The following is a 14,813-nucleotide window of genomic DNA, read 5'->3' on the forward strand; positions in this document are numbered from 1 at the left end:
AAGTCGCACAGGGTCAGATCGTACCAGATTTCATCATGGACGCTGTCGTCTGGGTTTTGGTAAAACAAGGCGAGATATGTTTCTCCGTCCAGTACGAGGGAACCCTTGGATAAGGAACCTCTATGATTTCCCGGCCACGAGCGTTCCCCAAAAACGGGTTCCAAGAGCCAATCGGTACCGTAGCTAATAGCCTTTCGATCTGAATTTATGCGTGCATGAGTTGGATAGTCTGCATCCGGCGTCGCTTCGAGGAAACCAAGGACACAGGTGTCAGGCCGATTAGGTCCATTGGAGGCAGCTACGCTGAGCACTATGGCCAGCGTTAGCTTGTCGGCGTGGCGGATACGAACGAGTTCACCCGGAACGGTCTCGTGGATCAGCTTCACATTAGTCGATGTGGATGATTGCATAGCGCGCGTCCCTCTTATGGCGCGCAAAGCAATGCGCCCTTGAACCAGCAATCGCAAGGCAGACGCTAGGAATTCAACTCAGATGAGTACAGACAATGCTCTCGCCGACCGGAATAGAGCAGCGATGCCCTGCTCACGACCGCGTTTGCCAACGAGACGGCCCAATCTACTGCACCTCGTAGCCGACTTCCTCGCTGGCATGGCGGAGCGCCTTCCAGAACGAACGGGCGAACGAGCGAAAGACATAGATGTCGAACTGATCGGCGCCGGTGCGTTGGATCTGGGCGAAGACGTCGTGATGGACGGTCGAACGGCCGGCGCCGACCGGGAAGGCGGGCAGCGCGAAGTCGATGGCAAAGAATTTCGCCAGCACCCATTCGGCCTTCGGTCCGGCGATGCGGATGGCGGTGCGGCCATGCGAAAGGTCCGTAACGGTGCCGATAGCCGGGGTCACGACCTTGGCAAAGGCATCGGCCAGGCCTTCGGCCTCGCCGGCGACGATGAACTTTCCCGGCGCGAAGCCGAATACCGATTTTATGCCATCGCTCAGGCCGCCGCCGGCGCCATCGGGCAGCGCCAGCCCGGTGACGGTGCGGATGGCTGATATCAGCGTCTTCTCCTCGCCTGGCCAGGCGGCGAGCTGCACGATCGAATCCGGCCGCGTTTCGGTCAGGATGATTTCGACGCCGTGCTCGAAATTACCATGCGAGCCGACGTGAAAATCAGGCTCAAGCGGGGATTGGCGCTCAACCATGCATGCGGCTCCCATCCGGATCGTAGAAGTGGTTGGAGACGATCTCGATCGGTCCGAACCGGCCGCGCAACGGATCGGAGACGTGGGCCCGCGTCCCGTGACGCGCCTTGCCGCCCTTGACCAGCGCCAGCGCGATATACTTGCCGAGCGCCGGCGAATAGCAGCAGGCGGTGATGTGACCGATCGAGCCGTGCGGATTGACCTCGTCGACCTCCTCGACAATGTGCGCGCCGCCATTGAGCGGCCGGTTGTCGAGCGCGATGAGGCCGACCAGTTCCAGCCGTTCGGACGCGATCAGACCTTCGCGATCCATCATCGCCGAGCCGATGAACGGCTTCTTCTTCGACAGCATCCAGTCGAGATGCAGGTCGCGCGCGGTCGTGCGGCCATCGATCTCGGCGCCGGTGACATGGCCCTTCTCGATGCGCATCGTGCCCAGCGCCTCGAGCCCATAGGTGACCAGTGCGTGCGGCTTGCCCGCCTCGACAAGAGCTTCCCAGACATGCGTGCCATGGCCGGCACCACAATAGACCTCGAAAGCCATCTCGCCGGAGAAGGACAGCCGGCAAATCATCACCGGAACATCGGCGATCCGGCCGCGCACAATGCCCATGAAGGGCAAGGCGGTGTTGTCGACGGCGGTGCCGGTGACACAGGTGGCCAGTATCTGCCTCGCCTTGGGTCCGCCGATGGCGGCACCCGCCCACTCGTCGGTCACCGAAGTGACATGGACCTTGAGGTTCGGCCAGATGACGTCGAGGAAATATTCCAGATGCTGCATCACCTTGCCGGCGTTCGCCGTGGTGGTGGTCATCAGGAAATCCTGCTCGCCAAGCCGCCAGGTGGTGCCGTCGTCGAAGGCGAGGCCGTCCTCGCGCAGCATCAGCCCGTAGCGCGCCTTGCCGACGGGAAGCGTCGAGAACATGTTGGTGTAGACGCGGTCGAGGAACTCGGCGGCATCGGGGCCCTGCACCGCGATCTTGCCCAGCGTCGAGACATCGACGATGCCGGCGCTTTCACGCGTCGCCCTGGCCTCGCGGACATAGGCCTGCTCGACCGTCTCGCCCGCAAGGCCGTAGATCATCGGCCGGTACCAGAGGCCGGCGGAATACATCGTCGCGCCATTGGCGAGGTGCCAGTCATGCATCGGTGTCAGCCGTTCGGGCCGCAGGTCGCCGAAGCGCTCCGCCGCCATCGAGCCGATCGACACCGGCGCGAAGGGCGGCCGGAAGCGCGTCGTGCCGACCTCGGGGATCGGCTTGCCCAACGCCTCTGCCATGATGGCAAGGCCGGGAACGTTGGAGCTCTTGCCCTGGTCGGTCGCCATGCCAAGCGTGGTGTAGCGCTTCAGATGCTCGACCGAGACGAAGCCCTCGCGATGCGCCAGCCGGACGTCCTCGGCCGTCACGTCGTGCTGGAAATCGACAAAGCTCTTGCCGCTGGCCCTGATCTCGAAGACCGGCGCCGGATCGGGATCGCCCGGAACGGCCTCGACGGTGGGCAATACCGCCGGCGTGCTCGTCGCACCGGTCGCTGAAAGGCCGGCCGCGCGGCCTTCGGCGATTGCCTCGGCTGTCGAGAAGCTGCCGGTGAAGGCGCCGGCGCCGATCCATCGCTGCGTTTGGCCGTCCTGGGTTGGCTTGGGCGGCAGGAACGCCTGCCTGGCGGCATTCCATTCCGCCCTGGCGCCGGCCTGGCTGGCCAGATGGATGGTTGGCGACCAGCCTCCCGACATCAGCAGGCAGTCGGCATGGATGCTGCGCGCGTCGTCGGTGAGGGCGCCATTGCTCATGTCGAAGCGCTGCAGCTTGAGGCCGGACAGCGCCTTGCCGCCTTCGGTGGCAACGACTGCATGGCCGGCAAGGAACTCGGCCCCGGCTTCGGCGGCCAGCTCGCGCATGTCGGCCGAGGGCTCGGGCCGAACGTCGACGATGGCCACGATGGAGGCGCCGGCTTTCTTCAGCGCGATCGCGGCGCGATAGGCGCTGTCATTGTTGGTGAACAGCGCGATCCGCTGGCCCGGCAAGACGCCGAACTCGTTGGCGTAGCGCTCGGCGGCATGCGCCAGCATAACGCCCGGCCGGTCATTGCCTGGGAAGACCAGTGGCCGTTCGAAGGCGCCGGTCGCCAGCACCACGGATCTGGCGCGGATCGCCCAATAGCGATGACGCGGCTCGCCCCTGGCGGGCTGCTCCTTGTGGTCGCTGACGCGTTCGAGCGCGGCCAGCGTGTTGTTGTCGTAGTAGCCCCAGACCGTGGTGCGCGGCAGAAGCCTGACATTGTCCCGGCCTTCAAGCTCGGCCACCGTGCGGCGCGCCCAATCCGCGGCCGGCGCGCCGTCGATGCTCTCATCGGACCAGTTGGCCGAGCCGCCCAAGCGCGATTCGAGGTCGGCCAGCATCACGCGGGCGCCCTGGTCGGACGCCGCCTTGGCGGCCATCAGGCCCGCCGGGCCGGAGCCGACCACCAGCACGTCGCAAAAGGCGTTCATGCGTTCGTAGCGCGCCGGGTCCTTTGCCGATCCGGCGCTGCCGAGGCCGGCGGCGCGGCGGATGAAATGCTCGCAGAACATCCAGAAGCGCGTGCCTTTGAGCGGACCGAACACCGGCCCCATGAAGGTCTTGTAGTAGAAGCCGGCCGACAGGAGCTTGCCGCCAAGCTGGTTGACCGCATTGATGTCAAAGGCCAGCGAGGGAAACCGGTTCTGGCTGACGGCCACCAGCCCGTCATGGATCTCGACCATTGTCGCCGGAATGTTGGGCTCGCGAACCTCGCCTTTCAACACCGTCACCAGTGCGTTCGGTTCCTCGACGCCGGCGGTCAGCAGACCGCGCGGGCGGTGGTATTTGAACGAACGCCCGAAAAGGGTGACCCCCTTGGCGAGCAATGCCGAGGCCAACGTATCGCCGGCATGGCCGGTATAGGCGGTGCCGTCGAAGGTGAAGCGGATGGTCTTCAGCCGGTCGACGCGACCGCCGGTGTCGGTGCGGCGCGGGCTCATGACTTGTCCTCAGCCTTGTGGCGCGAAGCCGAGCCGTGATGCCCGCGCACGAAGGCGACGCTCGAGATCTCGTGCGTCAGCGTGTTGCGCACGACCCGCAGATGCGCGCGGCAGCCGCCGGAATGCTGCCAGACCTCATTGTGGTCGCCGGCCGGGTTCAGCCGGTCGTAGACATAGGCGTTCCAGGCTTCGAAATTCTGCGAAGCCGGTTCGGGGCGCTCACGGTTGCCGTCACCCTGATAGGTGAACTCGATGACGTCGCGCGGGCCGCAATAGGGGCAGGTGATCAGCACGGAATGTTCCTAATGACGCCTTGCTCGGTAAGATCTGGCTCAGTGAAGCCTTGCTCAGTGAAGTCGGGGATTGGCGCCTTGGCCCTTGTCGTCGATCACCAGGCCGCGGTGGAAGCGGTCCAGCGTGAAGGAGGCGTTGAAATCGTGCGGCTGGTCCTTGGCGATGGTCCAGGCAAAGCACCAGCCGGAGGCCGGCGTGGCCTTGAAGCCGCCATAGCACCAGCCGCAGTTCAGATACATTCCGGGCAGGGGACCGGTGGTGATGATCGGCGATCCGTCCATCGACATGTCGCAGACGCCGCCCCATGAGCGCAGCATGCGCACGCGGGCGAGGCCCGGGAACAGCGCCAGCATCTCGCTCATCACCTCGTCCACGACGGGCAGGTTGCCGCGCTGGGCGTAGCTGTTGTAGCCGTCGATGTCGCCGCCATAGACAAGGCCGCCCTTGTCCGACTGAGACAGGTAGAAATGGCCCATGCCGAACGTCACGACGGTATCAATGAAGGGTTTCAGCGATTCGGTGACGAAGGCCTGCAACACATGGCTCTCTATCGGCATCGTCTCGATGCCGGCCAGCCGCATGACGCGTCCGGTGCTGCCGGCGACGGCGACGGCCACCTTCTTGGCGCGGATGTCGCCGCGCGATGTGGTGACGCCAGTGACGCGGTCGCCGTCGCGCAGGAAGCCGGTGACCTCGCAATTCTCGATGATGTCGACGCCGCGACGGTCGGCGCCGCGCGCGTAACCCCAGGCGACGGCATCGTGGCGGGCGGTGCCGGCGCGCCGTTGCATCAGGCCGCCGACCACCGGGAAGCGCGCGCTGTCGGAAACATCCAGCGCCGGGATCAGACGCTTGATCTGCGCCGTCGTCATCAGTTCGGCATCGACGCCGAGATGGCGCATGGCGTTGCCGCGCCTTGCATAATCGTCGAATTGCGCCGGGGTATGGGCCAGGTTCAGGCAGCCGCGCTGCGAGAACATGACGTTGTAATTGAGATCGTGCGACAGGTTCTCCCAGAGCTTCATCGAATGTTCGTAGAAGCGGGTGTTGGCGGGCAGCAGGTAGTTCGAGCGCACGGCCGTCGTGTTGCGGCCGACATTGCCGGAACCGAGCCAGCCCTTTTCAAGCACGGCGACATTGGTGATCCCATGTTCCTTGGCCAGGTAATAGGCGGTCGCCAGCCCGTGACCGCCGCCGCCGATGATGATGACATCATAGGACGCCTTCGGATCCGGCTTGCGCCAGGCCGGTTTCCAGTCCTTGTTTCCCTTGAGCGCGTTCGCGAGCAGCGAAAGGGCGGAATACTCTGCCATTGATGTCATCCGGTTCGGGCGATGCGGCAGACTATAGAGCAGGCGGCAACCGCAAGGCCAGTATTGCGCCATGGCTTTTCGACTGGCCGACGCCCTGGCCGGTGACGTGTGACTGGCCCTGGCGGATGGGGCGATCGTGGCCAGGGATCGTGTGGCACGGGATCGGAATGCTTCGGCTTGCCCCATGATATGGCCGTCTTTATCAAGGACAGGGTTTCGGACTGCCCTTCCTGTCGATGAGTCGCCAACACATCATGCTGTCGAGATTGCTCCGTCTCATTTTGCTTATGGCGCTTGTCGTTGCGGCTCCGCTGTCGCTCGACGCTTCGGCGCAGGGGCTCGGCCAGGCGCCCGCCGGCCTCATCGCCGACCAGCAGAAGATCCTGCAGGACCTGACGACCAAGACCGACAATCTTGAAAAGAAGATCGACCAGGACGGTGAAGATGACGCCAGCCTTGTCGATATCCGTCTTCAACTCGAGGAACTGTCGCACCAGTCGTTGAACAGCGCTTTGGCCTTCCGCACGCGGCTCGGCGAGATCAACACGAGGCTGGACCAGCTTGGCCCGGCGCCCGCCGCCGGACAGCCGCCTGAGCCCGACATCGTCAGCGGCGAACGCCAGGCCCTGGTTTCCGAAAAGGCCGAGATCAACGTCGTCATCTCGATGGCGCAGAGCCTGTCGATCCGCATCAGCGGGCTCATCGACAAGATCGGCAACATGCGCAGCGAGCTATTTCGCAACCTTCTGACCAAGCGCTACGTGCTGTCGGATGCGCTGAGCCCGCAAGTCTTCTCGGACGCCACCGACGAGTTCGGAAATTTCGACAAGGCCGTGTCGTCATGGCTGAGCTTCGCCTTCAGGTTCAAGTTCCAGGCGATCGTCGCCGCGACTTTCGTGGCGCTTGGGCTGGCGCTGGTGCTGCTGGTCGGCGGCAGGCGGTTGTTCGGCCGGGTCTTCGAGGCCAACCCGGCCATCGAGGATCCGTCCTATCTGAGCCGCCTGTCGGTGGCCTTCTGGTCGACATTACTGCCGACGCTGGCAGTCGCCGCCTTTCTCGGCTCGACCATCTTCTTTTTCAACTATTACAACGTGTTGCGAGGCGACATTGGCCTCTTCCTCAATGCGTTGGCGTCGGTCATCGGCGTGGTGTTCTGCGTCAACAGGCTGACCAACGCGGCCCTTTCGCCGCGGTTGCCGAACTGGCGGCTTATCCCGGTCGAAACCGGGCCCGCACGCTGGCTGGTGCGCCTGGCCACCGCCATGGCCGTGGTCATCAGCTTCAACACCTTCCTGTCGGTGATCAACGACAAGATGGGCTCGCCGCTGTCCTTGACCATCGCGCGCAGCTTCGTCGCCACCATCGTCGTCGGCATCATCCTGATCCTGATGGCGATGCTGCGGCCGTTCAAGTCGAGCGACGGCAGCTGGCGACCCTGGCCGGCATGGCTGCGCTATCTGTCACTGGCACTCGGCTTGTTCACCATCATCGCCGCCCTGCTCGGCTATATCGGCCTTGCGCTCTTCGTGTCGTTGCAGGTCGTCGTCACCGGCACTGCGCTCATCACCGCCTATATCGGCTTCCTGTCGGCACGCGCGATCGGCGAGGAGGGGGCTTTCGCCAACACCTCGGTCGGGCGCTGGCTGTCGGCCAATTCGAGCTACGAGGATACGGCACTCGACCAGTTCGGCCTCGTCGTCAGTGTCGGCATCAACCTGTTGATCGTGCTGGTCTTCCTGCCACTGATCCTGTTGATGTGGGGGTTTCAGCCGGGCGACATCCAGGCCTGGGCCTACAAGCTGGCGACCGGCATCAACATCGGTTCGGTGACGATTTCGGTCACCGGCATCCTCTCGGGCATCGTCATCTTCATCATCGGCTATTTCCTGACGCGCTGGTTCCAGGGCTGGCTCGACGGGTCGGTGATGGCGCGCGGCAAGGTCGATACCGGGGTGCGCAACTCGATCCGGCTGGCGGTCGGCTATGCCGGCGTCGCGCTGGCGGCACTGGTCGGCATTTCGGCCGCCGGCATCGACCTCTCCAGCCTGGCGCTGGTGGCCGGCGCCCTTTCGCTCGGTATCGGTTTTGGCCTGCAGAACGTGGTGTCGAATTTCGTCTCCGGCCTGATCCTGCTGGCGGAGCGCCCATTCAAGGTCGGAGACTGGATCGTCGCGGGCGACGTCAGCGGCACGGTCAAGAAGATCAGCGTGCGCGCCACCGAGATCGAGACCTTCCAGCGCCAGTCGGTGATCCTGCCCAACTCGAACCTGATCAACAACGCGGTCGGCAACTGGACGCACCGCAACAAGCTCGGCCGCATCGACATCAAGGTCGGCGTCGCCTATGGCAGCGACGTCAAGCAGGTCCATGCCGTCCTGCTCGACATAGCGCGCGGGCACCCGTTGACGCTGAAGAATCCGGAACCCTTCGTGCTGTTTACCAATTTCGGCGCCGCCGCGCTCGAATTCGAGATCCGCGTGTTCCTGGCCGATGTGATGAACGGCAACATCGTGCAGAACGACATCCGGTTCGCCGTGCTGGACCGGTTCGCCGACGAACACATCGAGATCCCCTCGACGCCACGAGCTGTCGTCGAGATCAGCAAGCCCAAGGCCTGGCCTACCGATGACGACAAGATCGAGGCCGACTTCGCCGAGCAGGAGCAGGCCAAGCTGGCGGCCGATGCCGAGGCAAGACGGCTTGCCAGATCAGGGCGCAAGGCGCGCAAGCTTGATCCCGACTAGGCTTCTGCTTTCTCTTGCGGAAGGCTCGCCATCGGCGCGCGTTCAGAGGCTTCGGAGCGTCAAAGCAATTGCGGCATGAATGCGGCATTCAGTTGCGGTTCAGCTTTCATCTCATATAAGCTCCCATGCAAAGGCGAGAATGCCTTGTGAAATGCAACAGAGGCGGTGGGAACACCGATATCGCACCATGTGGAAGTCTCTCGTCGCTGCCGTCGCCCTGGCCATCGCCACCGGCTCGGCCAATGCGGCCAGCGCGGTCAACAAGGACGCCGAGACCCGCACGCTGGTCGTGACCGAAGGCGGCAGCAAGACCGACCTTGCGCTGGCGGCTGGGGAAACGGTCGAGTTCTGCTCCAACGGATGTTTCGTCACCTTGCCGAATGGCGACCTGGAAGCCCTGACCGGTTCCGAAACGGTCGAGATCTCGGGCGGCGTTGCCCGCATCAAGTAATCTTGGAGGGCATGGCAGGAAAGGCCGGGCGATTTGCTCGGCCTTCTATCTTTCTAGGTCACTTCTGCTTAACGATGACGTGGGAAATACAGCGGTCCGGACAGCCCTGCGCGAGCAGTTTTAACGTTCGCGATGCCGTTGCCCGCTATACCAGCTTGAAGACGCCCAAAAGCGGCGCGGATTAACTCCGGTTTACCGGAGCACAGGCTGGCAGGTCAGGACGGACATGGACGCGCGGTCGGACAGGAACACAATACCGCTTGCGGTCGATCTCGACGGCACGCTGATTGCGACCGACCTTTTGTGGGAGGGGCTGTTCATCCTTCTCAAGAAGAACCCGCTCTTTATCTTCCTCGTACCCTTTTGGGCGGTGAGCGGGCCGGCCCGCCTGAAGCAGGCGATCGCCCAACGCATCGACATCGATCCGGCCTCGCTGCCCTACCGCGAGGAGTTGCTCGAACGCATCCATGCCGAACATGCCGATGGCCGCAAGATCGTGCTGGCGACAGGCACGCCGCGTAAGTTCGCTGACGCCATCGCCAGCCATCTCGGCGTTTTCGACCGCGTGCTGGCAACAGACGGCCTCGACAATCTGACCTCGGGCAAGAAGCGCGCGTCGCTGATCGCGGCCTATGGCGACGGCGGCTTCGACTACGCCGGCAACAGCCGCCACGACCTCCAGGTCTTCGATGCCGCCCGCAACGCGATCGTCGTCGCTCCCGACCGCCATGCCGCGCGCTGGCAGGCAGCGCATGGCGCCGAAACGATGCCCGCGCCGAAGCCGACATTTCGAACGCTGGTGAAGATGCTGCGCGTGCACCAGTGGCTGAAGAACTCGCTGATCGCGGTGCCGATGGTGCTGTCGCACGAGTATTTCAACACCGATATGATCTGGGAATGCCTGCTGGCGTTCATCGCGTTCAGCGCCGTGGCGTCGGCCATCTATATCCTCAATGATTTCTTCGATCTCGCGCTCGACCGCAAGCACGTCACCAAGCGCAACAGGCCGTTTGCCAGCGGGGCGCTGTCGATCCCGTTCGGCCTTGGCGCAATCCTGGTGCTGCTGACGATCGGGATTGGCACGAGCCTGTTTCTGTCGGCCGAATTCCTCGCCGTGCTCGCTGGCTACATGGTCATCACCACCGCCTATTCGCTGTCGCTCAAGCGCATGCTGCTGGTCGACGTGCTGACCCTCGCGGGCCTCTACACGATCCGCGTCGTGGCCGGGGCGGCCGCGACCGGCGTCGACGTATCGTTCTGGCTGCTCGCCTTCTCGATCTTCTTCTTCCTGTCCCTGGCGCTGGTGAAGCGCTTCGTTGAACTGCGCACCACGGCCATTCCTCCCGGCGAGCGCATCGCGGGGCGCGGCTATCGCACCGAGGACCAGGAGATCGTCGCCCAGGCCGGCATGGCTTCGGCCTTCTCGTCGGCGCTGGTGCTGGCGCTTTACATGGACAGTGTCGCGGTGCGAGAGCTCTATCCGCATCCGTGGCTGATCTGGCCGCTGGCGCCGATCGTGCTTTACCTAACCATTCGCGTCTGGATCCTGGCGCGCCGCGACGAAATGCATGACGATCCCGTCGTCTTCATCATCCGCGACTGGCGCAGCCAGATCGTGGTGCTGATCGGCGCGGTGCTGCTGGTTGTCGGGGGCTGGTAGGCATGGCCGCCGAACGGTTCCAAAGCTTTGGCCTCGCCACGCCGCCGGCGCCACGCGCGATCGACGTCGAGGACGGCATCGCGCTGCTGAGGGGAGGCCAGGCCAGGCCGGCATCGCTGCTCGGCTATGGCAATGGCCGCTCCTACGGCGATTCTTGCCAGAACGAGGCCGGCACGGTCATCGACATGCGGCCGCTGAACACTATCCGCGCCTTCAACGCCGAGACAGGTGTCCTCGAGGCGGACGCCGGCGTGCTGTTGTCCGACATCATCGCGCATGCGGCGCCGCATGGCTTTTTCCCGGCGGTTGTTCCGGGCACGCAGTTCGTCACCCTCGGCGGCGCCATCGCCAACGACGTGCACGGCAAGAACCATCACCGGCGCGGCAGTTTCGGCTGCCATGTGGAGAGCTTCACGCTTCTGCGGTCCGATGGCAGGACCTGGCGCTGCTCGGCCACGGAAAATCCGCGCCTGTTCGCGGCAACGATCGGCGGCATGGGTCTGACAGGCCTGATCCTGTCGGCCTCGATCCGGCTGATGCGGGTGCATTCCCTCGACATCGTAGAGAGGGTGACGCCGTTTCGCGACCTCGGTGAATTCTTCGGCCTGGCCGAGGCGGCCGATCAGGCCAATGAATACGCTGTCGCATGGATCGACCAGCTTGCAAGCGGGCCCAACAGCGGCCGTGGCCTGCTCTTTACCGGCAATCATGCCGAGCATGGGTCACATGCGGCCTCGGGTGCCGGCGGCACCCTATCGGTGCCGTTCCAGCCGGCGTTCAACGTGCTCAACCGGCCGTTCCTCACTGCCTTCAATGCTATCTACCGGTGGAAGAAGGGACGATCGACGGGGCCACGCCAGGTGGGTTACCAGGGCTTCTTCTTTCCGCTCGACGGCGTGCACGACTGGAACCGGCTTTACGGACCGAAAGGGCTCTTCCAGCACCAGAGCGTGGTACCGGAGGACACGGCGCGCGTGGTCGTGCCGGCGCTGCTGTCGGCCGCGAGGCGGGCCGGGCAGGGCTCGTTCCTCACGGTGCTGAAGCGTTTCGGCTCCATCCGCTCGCCGGCGCTGCTGTCGTTTCCGCGTCCCGGCTACACGCTGACACTGGACTTTTCCAACAGGGGTCCGGCGACGCTGACGCTGCTACGGGAACTCGATCGGATCACGGTCGAGGCGGGCGGCGCGGTCAATCCCTACAAGGACGCGCGCATGAGTGCAGACATGTTCGCCTCGTCCTTTCCCGAATGGCGCCGGCTCGAAGCGCTGCGCGATCCCGCCTTCATGTCGAGCTTCTGGGCGCGGACCGCCAAAAAACTGGACACGCATTGCGGTTCGGCGGAAGCGGCGGAATAGATAAAACTTGAATAATTCTCGGTTATCGAATCGTTAAAGAGCGGATTCACTCAAAACATTGTTGTGACTTCACGAAATATTTGTGGGTTTATAATACGAGGCGTGCAGGGGTTGGCTGGGAACACATGAAATATATCGTCTTCATTCTCTTTACGGTCATGACCAATGCCGCAGCGCAGCTCATGCTGAAGCAAGGCATGATGTCGCTCGGGCCGATTTCGTTTGAGGGCGTCAATCCGCTCGTCAAACTGCTGCAGATCGTCTTCAGCCCCTGGGTGTTCCTCGGCCTGTGCACCTTCGTCATCTCGATGGCGTCGCACCTTTATGTGCTGTCCAAGGTCGAACTTTCCTTTGCCTATCCGTTCCTCAGCCTCGCTTATGTCGCCGTCGCCATCGTGGCCTATCTCGTCTTTCACGAGGACCTCAATGGCTGGCGCATCGCCGGCATCGCTTTCATCTGCGTCGGCACCGTGCTGATCGCGCAGAGCGGGCGTGGGCATGAGGTGGAAACGGCATCCCTTTCGTCCGACAAGATTCACAGCGAGACCGTTCGATGAGACATGTGATTTTCGGTGGTGACGGTTTCGTCGGCCGCCACCTTGCCCCGAAGCTTGTGGCCGATGGCGAAGATGTCGTCGTCGCCGACATCGTCAAGAGTGACCTGCCGCACTACCGCAGCGTCCGCTTTATCACGTGCGATGTCACCGACCCCGCATCGGTCGCCGCGGTGGGGCTCAAGGCCGACGACATGGTCTACAATCTTTCGGCCAAGATGCTGTCGCCGATCCAGGTGCGCGCCAAGCGGCACGACTTCTTCTTCCCGGTCAATTTCCATGGCACCGAGCACATCATGCAGGCCATGGACAGGGCCGGCGCGTCCAGGCTGGTCCACTATACGACCGACATGATCTATGGCCACACGGTCACGCAGCCGATGACGGAGGACCATCCGGTCGCCCCGCTGGGCGAATATGGCTGGTCGAAGCAGAAGACCGAGGAACTGGCCGCCGAATGGCGCAAGCGCGGCATGTCGATCTCGTTGTTCCGCCCGCGCCTGATCATTGGGCCCGGGCGGCTCGGCATTCTCGAAAAGCTGTTCAAGCTCATCGACTGGAATCTTCCGGTGCCGATGATCGGTTCGGGCCGGAATCCCTATCAGTTCATTTCCGTTTTCGATTGTGCGGAAGCCGCCCGCGCCGCCTGGAAAGCCGGCGTGCCCAACGAGGCCTACAACCTCGGATCTCTCAATCCGCCGCCGGTGAAGAAATTGCTCGGCGACCTGATCCGGCATGCCGGGTCCAAATCTATTCTGGTGCCGACGCCAGGCTGGGCGGTGAAGCGCACGCTCGACCTGCTCGACCTGATGAACATGCCGATCATGGATCCCGAGCAATATCTGATCGCCGACGAGGAATGCGTGCTCGACGTGTCGAAGGCCGGACGGCAACTCGGCTGGGTGCCGCAGTACCGCGACGAGGACATGCTAATAGCCGCTTACACCGAGTACCGCGCCAAGAAGGCGGGGCACGTCGTCGCCACAGAACATGTGCCGGCCGAATAGCGGCTCGCCAAACAGCTTTCGTTGCGCTTGGCCGTGGCCATGCGCGCAGACAGGAGATTGAGATGACCGTCATGACCAAGCCCGAACAGACGAATGCGCGCACCGTGGTCAGCGCGCCGGCGCTGTCGCCCGCCACCATCGCCAAGCCCGACCTGATCAGCGTCGAGCAGGCGAAATCGATGGATGTCGCGCGCATGACCGATCTGTTCAAGGCGCATCTCAACCCCGGCCAGCTGCATTTCATGAAGCTGCTCGGCTTTCACAAGATCAAGATCGAGCGCGCCGAGGGCATGTTCTACATCGACCAGAACGGCCGCAAGATCCTCGATTTCTTCGGCGGCTTCGGTTCGCTGGCCTTCGGGCACAACCATCCGCGCATCCTCGAAGCCCGGAAGAAATTCCAGGAGGAAAAGCGCCAGGAAATCGCCATCGCCTTCATGTCGCAATATGCGTCAGCCCTGGCGCACAACATCGCCAAGTGCTCGCCCGGCGATCTCGACATGGTGTTCCTGGGCTCGTCCGGTTCCGAAGCGATGGAAGCCGCGGTGAAACTCGCTGAGCGCGCCGCCGGTCCGAAGCGGCCCAAGATCGTCTATGCCGAGAATTCCTTTCACGGCAAGACGAAGGGCGTGCTGGGCATCACCGACGGCCAGCTCTACCGCGCCGACTTCAAGATGGCCGAAAACACGGTGCGCATTCCCTTTGCCGATATCGACGCGGTCGAGCGCCTGTTCCGCGCCGATCCGGAGGTCGGTGTGATCGTGCTGGAAACGATCCAGGGTGGTGGCGGCATCATCCAGGCGCCGGCGGAATATTGGCAGAAGCTGCGCGCGCTCTGCGACCAGTATGGCGTGTTGTGGGTGGCCGATGAAGTCCAGTGCGGCTACGGCCGCTCCGGCCGCTTCTATGCCTTCGAGCATTACGGCGTCATTCCGGATGTGACGGCGCTGGCCAAGTCGCTGGGCGCCGGCAAGGCGGCGGTCGGTGCGATGATCGCACGCCGCGAGGTCTACATGAAGGCCTACGGCACGCCGAAGACGGCGATGATCCACGCCATGGCGACATTCGGCGGCATGGGCGAGGCCTGCGTCACCGCGATCGAGGGCATCAACGTGCTCTATGACGAGGGGCTGATCGACAACGCCGCCGTCACCGGTGACTACCTTCTGCAGCGGCTGCAGGCGCTCAAGGACAAATATCCGAAGATCATCAAGGACGTGCGCGGCAAGGGCTTCATGGTCGGCCTGGAGTTCCACGACTTCTCGCAGAC

The 14,813-nt window shown here is 63.5% G+C and carries 11 protein-coding genes; 7 read left to right on the plus strand and 4 right to left on the minus strand.

All coding sequences use genetic code 11. The features are described from left to right. Positions 1 to 576: 576 nt before the first annotated feature. The 4 genes from soxG to WC739_RS07215 are packed head-to-tail and all read right to left on the minus strand — an operon-like array spanning position 577 to position 5,772. Positions 577 to 1,164, minus strand: a complete 588-nt coding sequence (gene soxG / locus WC739_RS07200; RefSeq protein ID WP_372952329.1) for a sarcosine oxidase subunit gamma family protein — start codon at positions 1,162 to 1,164, stop codon at positions 577 to 579. Further along, the gene (locus WC739_RS07205) at positions 1,157 to 4,165 is read right to left on the minus strand and encodes a sarcosine oxidase subunit alpha (protein WP_372952330.1); all 3,009 of its coding nucleotides are present in this window, start codon (positions 4,163 to 4,165) and stop codon (positions 1,157 to 1,159) included. The genes soxG and WC739_RS07205 overlap by 8 nt, the downstream gene beginning before the upstream one ends. Beyond that, on the minus strand, positions 4,162 to 4,458 hold the full coding sequence (locus WC739_RS07210; RefSeq protein WP_372952331.1) for a sarcosine oxidase subunit delta: 297 nt from the start codon (positions 4,456 to 4,458) through the stop codon (positions 4,162 to 4,164). The genes WC739_RS07205 and WC739_RS07210 overlap by 4 nt, the downstream gene beginning before the upstream one ends. 54 nt (positions 4,459 to 4,512) lie before the next feature. Beyond that, positions 4,513 to 5,772, minus strand: a complete 1,260-nt coding sequence (locus WC739_RS07215) for a sarcosine oxidase subunit beta (RefSeq protein WP_372952332.1) — start codon at positions 5,770 to 5,772, stop codon at positions 4,513 to 4,515. A gap of 254 nt (positions 5,773 to 6,026) precedes the next feature. Here WC739_RS07215 and WC739_RS07220 point away from each other — a divergent pair, with 254 nt between their 5' ends. The 7 genes from WC739_RS07220 to WC739_RS07250 all read left to right on the plus strand — a co-directional run. Continuing rightward, the gene (locus WC739_RS07220) at positions 6,027 to 8,516 is read left to right on the plus strand and encodes a mechanosensitive ion channel domain-containing protein (protein WP_372952333.1); all 2,490 of its coding nucleotides are present in this window, start codon (positions 6,027 to 6,029) and stop codon (positions 8,514 to 8,516) included. A gap of 187 nt (positions 8,517 to 8,703) precedes the next feature. Continuing rightward, on the plus strand, positions 8,704 to 8,967 hold the full coding sequence (locus tag WC739_RS07225; RefSeq protein WP_372952334.1) for a hypothetical protein: 264 nt from the start codon (positions 8,704 to 8,706) through the stop codon (positions 8,965 to 8,967). Between the two features lie 226 nt (positions 8,968 to 9,193). Continuing rightward, a complete protein-coding gene (locus WC739_RS07230; protein WP_372952335.1) occupies positions 9,194 to 10,627 on the plus strand; it encodes a UbiA family prenyltransferase in 1,434 nt (477 codons plus the stop codon). Between the two features lie 2 nt (positions 10,628 to 10,629). Beyond that, complete coding sequence (locus tag WC739_RS07235) at positions 10,630 to 11,982, plus strand: FAD-dependent oxidoreductase (protein WP_372952336.1); 1,353 nt, start codon at positions 10,630 to 10,632, stop codon at positions 11,980 to 11,982. A 125-nt stretch (positions 11,983 to 12,107) separates the two neighbouring features. Next, the gene (locus WC739_RS07240) at positions 12,108 to 12,539 is read left to right on the plus strand and encodes a transporter (protein ID WP_372952337.1); all 432 of its coding nucleotides are present in this window, start codon (positions 12,108 to 12,110) and stop codon (positions 12,537 to 12,539) included. After that, entirely contained in the window at positions 12,536 to 13,543 is a 1,008-nt protein-coding gene (locus tag WC739_RS07245; RefSeq protein WP_372952338.1) for an NAD-dependent epimerase/dehydratase family protein, read from the plus strand. The genes WC739_RS07240 and WC739_RS07245 overlap by 4 nt, the downstream gene beginning before the upstream one ends. A 62-nt stretch (positions 13,544 to 13,605) precedes the next feature. Beyond that, on the plus strand, positions 13,606 to 14,813 hold a 1,208-nt coding region (locus WC739_RS07250), incomplete at its 3' end, for an aspartate aminotransferase family protein (protein WP_372952339.1).

The organism is Mesorhizobium sp., from assembly GCF_041661565.1.
GTDB lineage: Bacteria > Pseudomonadota > Alphaproteobacteria > Rhizobiales > Rhizobiaceae > Mesorhizobium.

What these genes read in the sequence shown, in the direction of transcription:
- soxG (WP_372952329.1), bottom strand. Translation starts at nt 1,164, where the DNA reads ATGGTTGAGCGCCAATCCCCGCTTGAGCCTGATTTTCACGTCGGCTCG.
- WC739_RS07205 (WP_372952330.1), bottom strand. Translation starts at nt 4,165, where the DNA reads ATGAGCCCGCGCCGCACCGACACCGGCGGTCGCGTCGACCGGCTGAAG.
- WC739_RS07215 (WP_372952332.1), bottom strand. Translation starts at nt 5,772, where the DNA reads ATGGCAGAGTATTCCGCCCTTTCGCTGCTCGCGAACGCGCTCAAGGGA.
- WC739_RS07220 (WP_372952333.1), top strand. Translation starts at nt 6,027, where the DNA reads ATGCTGTCGAGATTGCTCCGTCTCATTTTGCTTATGGCGCTTGTCGTT.
- WC739_RS07225 (WP_372952334.1), top strand. Translation starts at nt 8,704, where the DNA reads ATGTGGAAGTCTCTCGTCGCTGCCGTCGCCCTGGCCATCGCCACCGGC.
- WC739_RS07230 (WP_372952335.1), top strand. Translation starts at nt 9,194, where the DNA reads ATGGACGCGCGGTCGGACAGGAACACAATACCGCTTGCGGTCGATCTC.
- WC739_RS07235 (WP_372952336.1), top strand. Translation starts at nt 10,630, where the DNA reads ATGGCCGCCGAACGGTTCCAAAGCTTTGGCCTCGCCACGCCGCCGGCG.
- WC739_RS07240 (WP_372952337.1), top strand. Translation starts at nt 12,108, where the DNA reads ATGAAATATATCGTCTTCATTCTCTTTACGGTCATGACCAATGCCGCA.
- WC739_RS07245 (WP_372952338.1), top strand. Translation starts at nt 12,536, where the DNA reads ATGAGACATGTGATTTTCGGTGGTGACGGTTTCGTCGGCCGCCACCTT.